This is a genomic window from Sorangium sp. So ce295, assembly GCF_051527405.1.
Classification (GTDB): domain Bacteria; phylum Myxococcota_A; class Polyangia; order Polyangiales; family Polyangiaceae; genus Sorangium; species Sorangium cellulosum_B.
In genome coordinates this window covers 11,965,617-11,977,959 of sequence record NZ_CP150324.1, presented here as the reverse complement: position 1 = coordinate 11,977,959, position 12,343 = coordinate 11,965,617, and the positions used below count along the sequence as shown (strand labels likewise).

The window sequence follows — 12,343 nt, the reverse complement described above, 5'->3', positions numbered from 1 at the left end:
CACGGGCGGACCGCGAGAACCGCCTCACGCGGCGGATCCACGGGAGCGCGTCGAGAAGGGTCATCTTCCCGGCGCCGCCCTCCAGACCGTCACCCCTCGCCCGCCGTGTCAACCGCTGCCGCAAGCACGAGCGCCCATCCCGTGTCGATCCACCGCGTCGCCGCCCTCGGCGTCCCCTCGAGATAGCGCAGCCGGTTGACCCGCTGCTCGTCCAGCAGGCCGCCATTCTTCCTGACGTCGTCGCTCGCGACGAACACCCACGCGAGATCGGTCAGCGACACCGTTCGCTCTGCAAAGCCGTCCGGGCCACCGTCGATGCGCAGCCCGCCGCCGTCGGCCCGGCCGACGATCCTACACCGCCTGCCGTCCCGCTCCACGAAGGCGCCCGCGCCGGGCCGCCGGAGTAGCTCCTCCACGAGCCCCCGCGCACGCTCGCGGCTCCCCACCGGCAGCGATCGGGACACCCCACGGCCTGATCCCAGGGCGCGGTACGCGGCATGGTCGATCTCCGGACAGGCCCAGAGCCCCTCCTCATCGAGGTAACGGGCCACGCCGAGGTATCGCCAGCCGGGCTCGCCGGGCGACCGCGCGATCACGAAGGCCGTCTCCCCAGGGCGGCGGTCCGGGGCTGGCACCGGCGATCGAACGCGGTCGGGCGCGACCAGCGCTCCAGGCGCCTCCAGACAGAAGAAGAGGTGACCGCCAACACGGCCAGTCCGCGGCGGCTCCTCCAGCCCGAACGCGCGGGCTGCGGCGTCATCGTCCTCGAAGCGCTCGCCGGCGCTCGGGCCGATGTCCTCGGGGCGGACCACCTCGACCAGGAGCGCGACAGGCACTGTCTCGGCCGTGGCCTCGTAGGACGGCCCGTCCGGATTGTCCGAACGGAGCCACCATCGCGACTGAGCGCGCGCGATTCGCTTGATCTGGTAGGCAAACCCCAGACCGCGATCGGGAACCTGAAGCAGCGCCACCTTGCCGTCCAGCGCATCGTACGAGGCGCCGCGCGCGAACCTCATGATCAGCCAATCCCCGTCGCGGATCGGACGCTTCCCGCCATCCATCGAGTCGCCCGCAGCGCGCACCGCAAAGAGCCCATCCCCGCGCGCGGCCACGATCGGGAGCCGCACCGTCTCGGCCTCGCGAGAGAGCTCCGTCGGTACGCCGGCGGCGCCCGCCGCCGCGCGCAGATCGGGGAAAGCGACCAGCGCGCCGCGCGGCGCCGTGGAGACGCCTTCCGGGCTCTCCGGCTCCGCCCATAGCCCATCGGGCGAGCGGACGAAGCGGACGTGGAACGCCGTTCCAGGGCGGCCAGCGGCGAGGCCAAACCAGCGGCGCAACAGATCCGGGAGCTCGTTGCGCTGCGAGCCCACGCGGTGCGCAACGTTGCAGAACTCCTTCATGAAGCGGAAGCGCCACACCTCACCGTCCCGAAGGCGGACGTCGACGTCCCCTGAAGGGCGGTCAGGGCGGGCTGCCCGCGAGGGCAGCTTGAGGATGGGGTCGCGCTTGTTCCACAGCACCTTGGCCGAGAACGACGCGCCGGAGCCGTCCTCGCGGCGGCGCGCGCGGTACATGGCGAGCCGGTAGTCGACGAGCTCCCGCGTCATCGCGGCAAAGGCCTCCTCGTCGCCTGGAGGACTGGAGAGCTTCGAGACGAAGCGGTCCCCGTCGAGCCCGAACCAGCGGCGGCCTCGCGCGCCCGTCCACGCGGCGATGGGGTTCTCCTTCCAGTAGCTGACGAAGCGCGGCTCGTCGAACCTCCGGCTGCCGCCCAGCTCGGCCACGCCGTCGAGATCTCGCGAGAGCTCCGGAGAGCGAGCCAGAATGGATTGGCTCCTGCGCGCGAGCTCGACGATCGAGATCCCGTTGAAGAGCGCACCCGTCTCGAGCAGCGCTTCGAGCGTGACCATCTTGGTACACTTGCTCATCGCGGTGATCTCGAGCTCTCGGAGCCACGCGCCGGCGGCGCGAAGGACCCTGAGCTCCTGCGGGCTCAGATCGCCTTCGGAAGCGACGAAATCGAACCAGCCCTGGTGAGCCGGCCGCAGCGTGGCTGGCCGGTAGCCCATCCGAAACAGCTCGCCGGCCGTCGGGCGCTCGCCGCGCGCGTCGCGGAGATCCCGGTACGCGCGCTCCACCTCGCTCTTCCCGCGCGCAGGAAGCAGGCGGAGCAAGAGATCTTTGGCCTCGAGATCCAGGTCCACCGTGCAGCCCGGGGGCAGCCGCGCGGCGCGAATGCCGCCGAGGAAGTCGCGCAGATCGGACGGCTCGGAGCCGAGCGAGACCAGCGTCCGCACGCGGTCGAGGAACACGCGGTGATTGCCCACGAAGTCGAGCACGGTGAGGCGCGCCTTCCCGTCCGCGACGCGCAGGCCGCGGCCCAGCTGCTGCAAGAAGACGACAGGCGACTCCGTGGGACGGAGCATCACCACGCGATCGACGTTCGGAAGATCGATGCCCTCGTTGAAGAGATCGACAGCGCACAGCGCGTCGAGCCTGCCATCAACGAGGTCCGCCAGCGCCTCCTCGCGCGGCGCCGACTCCGGACCAGAGTGGACCGCGGTGATGCGAACACCTCGTGTGGCGAGGAAGTCGCATGCATGGTGCGCGTGCGGATCGAGCAGCAGAACACCAGCGTGCGCTCCCCCGGGTGCTCCTGCCACGCGCGCCACATCTGCTCGAGGCGCCGATCCGTGTCGATGGCCTTCTCCAGCTCTCCTGGATCGAACCTCCGGTTCTGGAAGGTGACAGCGCGGTAATCGGTGTCGTCCCTGAGGCCCAAATACGCAAATGGGACGAGCAGCTTCCGCTCGATGCCGGCGCCGATGTCCGCCCGGTAGGCGACGTGATCGTCGAAGAGCCCGACGACATCCGCGCCGTCGGCGCGCTCGGGCGTGGCGGTCAGGCCGAGCAAGAAGCCCGGATCGAGCCGGTCCAGGATGGCGCGGTAGCTCGGTGCGGTGCCGTGATGGACCTCGTCGACGATGGCGTAGTCGAAGCTCCCCGGGGCGAGGCGCGCGAGGTGCTCGGGACGGGACAGCTTCTGGACCGAGGCGAAGACCACATCGCCGACCAGTTCACCGGCGCTCCCGGCGCACCAGCCGAAGCGCGCGGTGTGGTCCCGCAGGAGGCGGCGGAAGGTCCGCGCGGCCTGGACCAGGAGCTCCTCGCGGTGGGCGAGCACGAGGACGCGCGGACGGCGGCCGTGGTGCTCGGCCCAGGCCTCGACGTCGAGCGCGGCGAGGTACGTCTTGCCGAGACCGGTGGCGAGCACCACGAGCGCGCGGCGGCGCCCCTCCTCCGCGCGGCTCCGCTGCAGCGCGGCGAGCGCCTCGCGCTGGATGGGGTGCGGTGGAGGCGGGGGATCGATGGGCGCGGCGTCCTCCTCACCCGGCGGCAGGCCCACCGCGGCCTGACGTGCGCGACGAGCGTAGCTCTCGACCCAGTCGGCCGTGAGCGGCCGGGCGCGGGACCACCAGCGCTCGAAGGCGTCGGCGGCGGCCCTGTAGGCGTCCGCATCGCGGTGGCGGTCGACGCGGAGGTTCCACTCGATGCCGGGGCCGAGCGCGGCGCGGGAGATGTTGCTCGATCCGACGAACGCGGCGCCGAAGCCCGGGCCCTCGAAGCGCCACGACTTGGGGTGGAACGAGCGGATCTTGCCGGGGAGCGCGTCGACCTCGACCACGCGCGCCTCGAAGCTGCCCCGAATGCCTTCAGCGCCCGCCAGCGCGGCATTGCCGCCGGCCCAGTCGAGCAGCTCGGTGAGCGCCGTGGCCTGGGTGATGTGGAGGTAATCGCCGGTGACGAGCCGGACGCGGGCGCCGCGCGCGAGGGCTGCGAACACATGGCTCTCCAGGACGTCGAGGCCGCTCTCCTGGACGAAGGCCGAGAGGATGGCCACGTCGGTCGCGCGCGCGAAGACCGGCGCGAGGTGGCGCAAGAAGGGGTCCTCGGCGCCGCCGGTCGCGAGCGGCGGGGCTCGCCCGGCGAGGTAGTTCCCCCGGCCCGGGATGACGTGGCGCACGCCGCCGCGCGGGTCGTCCACGTCGCCGCGGAAGCGCGGGATCACGTGGACGTGCAGGTGCATCACGGTCTGCCCTGCGGCCTCGCCGGCGTTGATCCCGACGTTGTAGCCGTCCGGATGGAGCTCGGCGTCGAGGTCCCGCTTGACCGTGTCGACCAGCTCGAAGATCGCGGCGCGCTCCTCGGCGGTGGCGTCGAACCAGGTCGAGACGAGCCGGCGCGGGACGACGAGCGTGTGGCCGGGGCTGACCGGGAAGCGGTCGCGCAGCGCGAACGCGAGCGCGTTGCTCGCCACCCAGGCGGACTCGGGGGCCTCGAGGAACGGGGAAGTCACCGGTGGGCCGATGGTACTTCGGGTTGGCTCATCACGGAGCAAGGTCGTGAACCTGTGCCTCATCGCATCCGACGGCACAGGAACCGTCACGGTAACGTTCGAGCGCGGTCAGGTTCGTGAGGCACCTGGGGACGCGCGATGGCCGGCGAACAACGCGGCAGGCTTCTTGGATCTCGCTCGCAACACCTGGCCCACCCAAGCGGCAGTGTTCCCGCCTGGCTGTGCGCACGCTCGAGCTTCAGATCTGTGGCAGGAAGAGAGAACGGGAGCTCGGGCACTTCGATAACTCAAGGCCCGTCCGACCATCGCCAGTATGCTCGGTCGCCTGCCACCTTCGGTGAATCAGCAAGCCCGGACGCTTCGCCTCCCCTGCGGGTCATGCAACTCCAAGCAAGCTCAACAGAGTACCTTCAGCAAGAGTGCCGGAGAGCCAACGTTACTGTCGCTTGATGCCTGCTAGAGGTAAGAAGACCTCGCACATGTCCGTCCGCACATGTACTGACTGGTCGCATCCCGCCTCATTGGACTGGCTGGATTTCTCCTTTTTGAACTGTAAGAAGTCTGATATGCGTCTCGATGCCCCATCGCCTCCTAGGCCACGAACGCCATCACTGGGCGGCCAACCTGGAGGCACCGAACTCAAGTTAGAGGTTACGCACGAGCGGGGCGATAGCTGGGCAGGGGGGAATGGGCGTCTTTCGACGGGTACTGCGGATGGAACCCATCCGCGCCAACGTGTCCTATCCCGGGGTTGTCCTCTCTGCGGGTGTGCGAGGCGCGCGTGTCGCGTTCGGACCGCGCGGCACCTACGTAACGCTGTCGCCAGGCGGCTTTCAATATCGGCAGAAAGCCAGCGATAGTTCGAGCGCGCCGGCACAACTATCCCCCCAGACTCCGATGCCGAGTGGCCACTCGCCGTCCGGGTTTATCGCGACAGCCTCCGTAGCCTCGCTCCAGCAGCTATCTCCGGACGAGGTAGCTCGTGAGATTGAAGCCCGGCCGACTGCCTTCGACTGGTTCAAGGCGTACTGGGTCAGCGGCCTCGTCGTCGTCCTCCTCGTGATCACCTCCGCAGGCGTCGGTGGAGCCTTCGCGATCGCGCTCGTCCTCGTCGTCGCCGGCTTCCCCGTGCGTAGGTGGAGCGAGGAGCAGCGGATTGCGCGACTGATCTACGACGTCGACGACCCTGCCGCGATGGAGCGCTTTGCTCTCGCTTCGACGGCGGGCGAGGCGCTCGCCCACAGCGCGGGAGTGTGGCACGTATACCACGCCGCACCGACCGGCGATGCGCGTCGGAACGCCGGTGCGACGACGCTGCTCCGCCGGACACCAACGAGCTGCGTGCGCGGGACCCACGCCGGGGTGGAGACGAACCTCGATTCTTGGACCATTCCGGCGGGCCCACAACAACTCCTCTTCCTTCCAGACCGATTGCTTCTCTGGGAGAACGGGCGGGTAGCAGCGTTGCCGTATGAGCAACTCACGGCGATGGCAGCAGAGACCCGATTCATCGAGGATGGACCTACGCCGCGCGATGGCGACGTCGTCGCGATGACGTGGCGCTTCGTCTGCAAGGACGGATCACCGGATCTCCGCTTCAAGGACAACTATCAGCTCCCCGTCCTGCGTTACGGCGAGCTGACGATCTCGTCGCCGACTGGGCTCCGTCTTGTCTTCCAGCTCAGCCGGCCGGAGTCGGCATTCCGCGCCGCGCAGGCGCTGAACGCGCTGTCCGGCACGGCGCGACGCTCGTTGAGCGTCGGAAGACCCGCACCTCAACCCGCGCCGGGCGACCTACCCGCTCCTCGGGTGAGCACCCCCCCGACATACTCGCCTTCCCCGTTCTCCTCACCGTCGCCGAGGCAACCCTGGCCAGGGCCCGTCGCTCCTCCGCCGTCGGCTCCGTTTGCACCATCGGCGCCGCCGGTACCACCAGCTCCGTTTGCACCATCGGCGCCGCCGGTACCACCAGCTCCGTTTGCACCATCGGCGCCGCCGGTACCGCCGGCTCCGCTTGCACCATCGGCGCCGCCGGTACCGCCGGCTCCGCTTGCACCACCCGCTCCATCAGTTCCGAAGGGCGGAACGGTGATGATGAGCGCCATCCCAGAGCCATCCCAGCGAGCGCCATGGTCGCGTCCTGCCGTAAGCTCGGTGGCGCCGGTCGCTCTGGTCCCGGCACCGGCGCAGCCACCGGAACGCCCCGCTCCAGTCGAGCCGCCACGGTCCGTAGCGATCGAGCGACCGCCCGTCGGCCGAGGTCCATGGATTGCTTCGGGAGCGTCAACCGTGGTTGCGGGCTACGAGCTCAACGGTGGAATGATCTATGTAGGTGAGAGCCTACCCCCGGTCGGTGCGCTGCTGAACGTCGAGCCGGCGTTGATCAACCCGCGCCTGCTGGTCGACCGTGCGAACGCGAACCGATCTGGTGCCGGCATGCAGTACTGGCCCTCGTACAGCAATATTGGGCCGGCGGAGCGGGCGGCTTACCTCGAGTGGCTGGCTGGCGGCAGGCGCGATCCCGACGCCTACATCGGGTACGTATTCCTGTTCTTTTATGGCCTGGAGCGCCGCGCTCTCGCGGACGCACAGCGCGGCGGTCTCGCCGACGGCGAGCGAGAAGCGATCTACGCCGAGGTCGAGCGACTCCTTGCCATCTACTCGCGAAGCAACTCCTTCCGAGGCTATGCGACCGAGTTCCTCGCGGCGATGTGGGTGGGCGCCAGAGCCCGCGTCTATGAATGCTGCGCTCCGCCGACCGCATCCGCAGGTGGAGACTTTCCGCTGCTCCTCAAGCTAGGGCTCGGACAGCTGGCTCATGACGGACGCCCGATTCCGGCGGACTGGGCTCTGGCATGGGTGTTCTGTGACCCGGAGGCACGCCTCACCACACCCGTTCGGCGTTGCCCAGAAGAGCTCCGGGAGCTCTTCCGAATCCGCTATCACCAAGCGTTCGGGGAGGGCATGACCCAGAAGCCCGGAAACAAGGACCTCGTCGTCCACTACAGGCCTGCAAGCGCCTCCTTTGGTGGAGCGCTCCGTCTCACGGCGCCGGGCGTGTCCGATGTGACGGGTCGCAGGAAGGCCGCCGAGAAGCTACGACAGGTCGTTGATCAGTGCGCGAGCGATCTCGACCCCTTCAGCCGCTGGATCGGGCGCAACCCTGACCAGCGGGGGAGCGTCACGGCTGCAGGGCTACTGCCCCCGGAGCTGCTCGCGACGCACCAAGGAAAAGAGGTCATCGCGCTGGTCGGGATGATCGAGGGCCACCTCGAGGGAAAGCAAACAGCGCTCGTGCCGGCGGCCGAGCTACTGCGTGCGCGGCGCGTTAAGGCGGAGATCGTGGCGCTACTGCAGCTACTGCAGAAGAAAGGGTATGGCGTCGAGCCGGACGTGCGCTTTGGCGGTGAGATCCCGAGCGCGGAGGGGAGGATCGTGGTGTTCCGAATCGGTGATGGCGCGCCGACCGCCGCATCCACGCACTACCGAGCGGTCACGCTGCTCATGCACCTGGCGGTGGCGCTGGCGGCGGCCGATGGGGAGATCAGCGAGGCCGAAGAGAAGCAGCTCGAGGCGCGGCTCGACGCCATGGCAGAGCTCTCGCCTCCGGAGCGCTTGCGCCTGTCGGCCCACGTGCGCTGGCTTGTGCACGAGCGGCCCGGCGTCGCCGGCGTGAAGAAGCGCGTCGCCGCGCTCAGCGCCGAGCAGCGAGGCGCCGTCGCCGACTTCCTGGTGGCCATGGCCGGCGCCGACGGGCGCATCGATCCAGGTGAGGTCAAACTGCTGACCAAGCTCTTCCCCACCCTCGGCCTCGAGGCATCCGAGGTGTATCGCCGTATCCATGTCCTGGCCGGCGCCAAGGCTTCCCCGGCGATGGACGCAGTGACCGTGCAGGCCGGGGAAACCTCGAAGGGCTACCCTGTTCCGCCGCCCCCCAGGTCGTCCGGCGGTAGCATCGCGCTCGACATGGCAAGCGTCCAGGCCAAGCTCGCGGAGACGTCGGCGGTCGCCGCGCTGCTCGGTTCGATCTTCGTTGAAGAAGAGCAGGCCCAGCCGAGCACAACCGTGAGCACGAACGGCGATCATGCCGCCGGTGATGCGCAGGCGAAGACCTCGGCGCCTCCTGTGCGCAACCTGAACGCGGCGCACTCGGCCTTCGTTCGCAAGCTCGCGGAGCGCGCCGAGTGGACGCGTGCCGAGGTCGAGGCGCTCGCGGCAGGCTTCGGGTTGCTCACGGACGGCGCGCTCGAGGTAGTGAACGACGCGGCCTTCGAGGTCTGCGGCGACGCGGTGTGGTCCGGAGACGATCTCATTGAAGTGGATGCCGACGTGATGAAGGAGCTCTGCGCATGAACAACTTGGTCCGGATCCGATCCAAGGAGCGCGATGCCATCCTCCAGTCGCTGCGCGCCGGTGTCGTGCCCCGCAGCGGCCAGCAGCACATCCAGGTGGGACGCGCCGCCGAGGTCAAAGCGCTCGTCTCCGACATCGAGCGCATCGGCGACAACGGCTCGTCGGTCCGATTCGTCATCGGCGAGTACGGCTCCGGAAAGACATTCTTCCTGCACCTGGTCCGATCCATCGCGCTGGAGAAGCGCCTCGTGACGATCCACGCGGACCTCGGTCCGGACCGGAGACTCCAGGGCACGGGGGGCCAGGCGCGCTCGCTCTATACGGAGCTGATGCGGAACGCGGCGACGCGTTCCAAGCCGGACGGAGGTGCGCTCGCCAGTGTCGTGGAACGCTTCATCACCTCGGCGCTGGAAAAGGCACGAGAGCGTGGAGTCAGCCCGGAGCTGGTCATCCGTGAGCGGCTCCAGACCCTATCAGAGCTCGTGGGAGGCTACGATTTCGCCGAGGTGATATCGGCCTACTGGCGCGGCCATGACACGGGCAACGAGACGCTCAAGTCCGACGCCGTGCGATGGCTCCGAGGAGAGTTCTCCACGAAGACCGACGCCAAGGCGGCGCTCGGCGTCCGCACCATCGTGGACGACGCCAACTGGTACGACATGCTGAAGCTCCTCGCCCGCTTCATACGCCAGGCGGGGTACGCGGGCCTGTTCGTGTGCCTGGACGAGCTCGTGAACCTCTACAAGCTCGCCAACACGAAGTCGCGCAGCGCCAACTACGAGCAGATACTCCGCCTCCTGAACGACTGCCTGCAGGGGACGGCCGAGGGCCTCGGCTTCGTGCTGGGCGGGACTCCGGAGTTCCTGCTCGACACGCGACGGGGTCTGTACAGCTATCAGGCGCTCCAGTCGCGGCTGGCCGAGAACATGTTCACGAAGAGCGGACTGGTCGACTTCACCGGCCCCGTCCTGCGCCTCGCGAACCTCACGCCCGAAGACCTCTACATCCTGCTCGGCAAGCTGCGCCTCGTCTATGCGTCGGGGGATCCCGCCCAGTATGTGCTGCCGGACGATGGTCTCGCGGCCTTCATGAACCACTGCTCCAAACGGATCGGAGACGCGTACTTCCGCACGCCTCGAAACACGATCACCGCCTTCGTGAATTTACTCGCGGTCCTCGATCAAAATCGCGGGGCGTCCTGGACCGAGCTCGTGGGTGCGGTGGACATCACGCCGGACTCAAACCCCGATCTGGCGCCTCTACCCGGCGAAGAACGCACGAGCTCAACCAATGAGCTGACGGGGCCGAGGAGCGAGGAGGATGACGATCTTGCCACCTTCAAGCTCTGAGCATGAGCCAGGCGCGCCCGTCCCGGCGTTTGGTCGATTGCACGAGAAGATCCAGCGCTGGATCTGGGATGAGCAGTGGAAGGAGCTCCGGGACCTCCAGGAGCTCGCGGTCGAGCCCATCCTTTCCGGCGAGCGCGACGTGATCCTCTCGGCGGCGACGGCAAGCGGCAAGACGGAAGCGGCGTTCTTTCCGATTTGCACCCGGATCCTCGAGCGGGAAGGCACGGGGGTGCGGGCGCTTTACGTGAGCCCGCTCAAAGCCCTCATCAATGATCAATTCCGGCGCCTCGAGCGGCTCTGCGAGCGCCTCGACATCCCGGTACATCGCTGGCATGGCGACGTCTCCTCGGAGCGGAAGAGGCGATTTCTCCAGCATCCGGGCGGGATCCTCCTCATCACGCCCGAGTCGTTGGAAGCGCTCTTCGTCGTCCACGGGTCGCAGATCGCACGCCTGTTCCAGCCGATCTCGTACGCGGTGATTGACGAGCTGCACTCCTTCATAGGGTCGGAGCGGGGCCGACAGCTTCAATCCCTGCTCCACCGGATGGAGGTCGCCGTGAAGCGCCGCATTCCTCGCGTGGCCCTCAGCGCTACCCTGGGAGATATGAAGATCGCCGCGGAGTTCCTCCGTCCATGGCATGCAGACGAGGTGCAGGTGATCACCTCCGCCGCGGGCGGCGGCGAGTTGCGGCTGATCGTGCGCGGCTTTCTCACGCGGCGCCCGGAGGACACGCCGGAGGACGAGGTGACGGAGGATGTCCACGCGATCGCTGACCAGCTCTTCCGGACGCTGCGCGGTTCGGACAATCTAATCTTCGCGAACCGGCGCGGAGAGGTCGAGCTGTATGCCGATTTGCTCGCCCGCAAGTCCGAGCGTGAGCGCGTGCCGAACGAATTCTTCGCACATCACGGCAGTCTGGCGAAGGAGCTGCGCGAGGACGTCGAGGCCCGCCTCAAGAAGGAGATCCCGGGGCCGGTCAACGTGGTCTGTACCAGCACGCTGGAGATGGGCATCGACATCGGCAGCGTGAGGAGCGTGGCACAGCTCGGCGCGCCGTTCTCGGTGGCCAGCCTGCGGCAGCGGCTGGGTCGATCGGGGAGGAGGGAAGGCGAGCCGGCCATCCTGCGAGCCTACGTACGGGAGGAAGAGGTCACGGACACGACGGCGCCACCCCAGCAGATCCGGGCGCAGCTGGTCCAGACGATCGCGATCGTCTCCCTGCTCCTCGAGAAGTGGTGCGAGCCCCCCGTTCGGGGGAAGCTGCACCTGTCGACGCTGGTCCAACAGCTTCTCTCCACAATCGCCCAGCACGGCGGCGTCAAGCCGCTGGATGCGTACCGGGTGCTCTGCGAGACCGGACCGTTCGCCGACATTTCTAGGGCGATGTTTGCGAGCCTCCTGCGGTGCCTAGGATATGCCGAGGTGGTCACCCAGAGCAGCGACGGGACGCTGCTGCTCGACCGCACAGGTGAGCGGGTGGTGAACCACTACTCCTTCTTCACCGCGTTCCAGACGCCGGAAGAGTTCCGGCTGGTGAACGAAGGGCGCACGCTCGGCACCTTGCCGGTCAAGAACCCGCTCGTCGAGGGTGCGTACCTGATCTTCGGCGGGCGTCGCTGGCGTATCCTCAGCGTCGACCTCGAGCACAAGGTAGCGGACCTGGCGGCCGCGGCGGGCGGTCGTGTCCCGAGCTTCGGTGACGGGGCCGGGTTCGTCCACGATCGGGTGCGAGAACGCATGCGGGAACTGTACGAGTCCTTCGAGATGCCAAGCTTCGTGGACCCGAGGGCGAGTGAACTACTCGTGGAGGGACGGACCAACTTCGACCGGCTCGGCCTGCGCGAACGGCGAGTGATCGCCTGGGGTCGTGACGCCGTGCTGTTTCCGTGGGCGGGAGACCGCGTCATGAACACTACGGCCGTCATGATGGCGAAGCGTGGATTCGAGGTGGCCGGGCTCGGCGTAGCGCTGCTCATCTCCCGGGCGACGCCCGAGCGCATCTTGGCGACGCTGAGCGATATTGTTGATGAAGGACCGGGCGACTCAGTTGCGCTGGCAAGAACGGTGAGGAATAAAGCTGTAGAGAAGTACGACGAGTACCTTTCGGAAGAGCTCCTGAGCGCTACGTACGCGAGCGGCATGCTCGACGTCCAGGGGATGCATCGCTGCCTTGAGGCAAGCCGTCGAAGCATGATCTGAGCGACTCGAACATATGGTCATTGAAGGGCGCGCGGTTTCAAATTCGGGGGCGTGGGGCAACGCGATCGCTGCGGAGTGGATCGG

The 12,343-nt window shown here is 68.1% G+C and carries 4 protein-coding genes and 2 pseudogenes; 4 read left to right on the top strand and 2 right to left on the bottom strand.

Features of this window, described 5'->3' with window-relative positions; translation table 11 throughout:
- Window positions 1-89: 89 nt before the first annotated feature.
- Complete coding sequence (locus WMF11_RS45515) at window positions 90-2,663, bottom strand: helicase-related protein (RefSeq protein WP_437975181.1); 2,574 nt, start codon at window positions 2,661-2,663, stop codon at window positions 90-92.
- Between the two features lie 170 nt (window positions 2,664-2,833).
- Window positions 2,834-4,420: pseudogene (locus WMF11_RS45510) on the bottom strand (DEAD/DEAH box helicase family protein); the annotation flags it as partial.
- A gap of 624 nt (window positions 4,421-5,044) precedes the next feature.
- Between WMF11_RS45510 and WMF11_RS45505 the strand changes: the two are divergent.
- From WMF11_RS45505 to WMF11_RS45490, 4 genes and pseudogenes are all read left to right on the top strand, one after another.
- Window positions 5,045-5,188: pseudogene (locus tag WMF11_RS45505) on the top strand (DUF4236 domain-containing protein); the annotation flags it as partial.
- Window positions 5,189-6,646: 1,458 nt separating this feature from the next.
- Complete coding sequence (locus tag WMF11_RS45500; protein WP_437979396.1) at window positions 6,647-8,710, top strand: TerB N-terminal domain-containing protein; 2,064 nt, start codon at window positions 6,647-6,649, stop codon at window positions 8,708-8,710.
- The gene (locus tag WMF11_RS45495; RefSeq protein ID WP_437975180.1) at window positions 8,707-10,059 is read left to right on the top strand and encodes an ATP-binding protein; all 1,353 of its coding nucleotides are present in this window, start codon (window positions 8,707-8,709) and stop codon (window positions 10,057-10,059) included. Before WMF11_RS45500 ends, WMF11_RS45495 begins: the two co-directional genes overlap by 4 nt.
- Window positions 10,031-12,259 carry a DEAD/DEAH box helicase gene (locus tag WMF11_RS45490; RefSeq protein ID WP_437975179.1) on the top strand — a complete coding sequence of 743 codons (2,229 nt, stop codon included), beginning with the start codon at window positions 10,031-10,033 and terminating at the stop codon, window positions 12,257-12,259. The genes WMF11_RS45495 and WMF11_RS45490 overlap by 29 nt, the downstream gene beginning before the upstream one ends.
- Window positions 12,260-12,343 lie beyond the last annotated feature (84 nt).

Bases quoted from the DNA above. Each gene is read 5' to 3' on its own strand.
- WMF11_RS45495 (WP_437975180.1), top strand. From the start codon at position 8,707: ATGAACAACTTGGTCCGGATCCGATCCAAGGAGCGCGATGCCATCCTC.
- WMF11_RS45490 (WP_437975179.1), top strand. From the start codon at position 10,031: ATGACGATCTTGCCACCTTCAAGCTCTGAGCATGAGCCAGGCGCGCCC.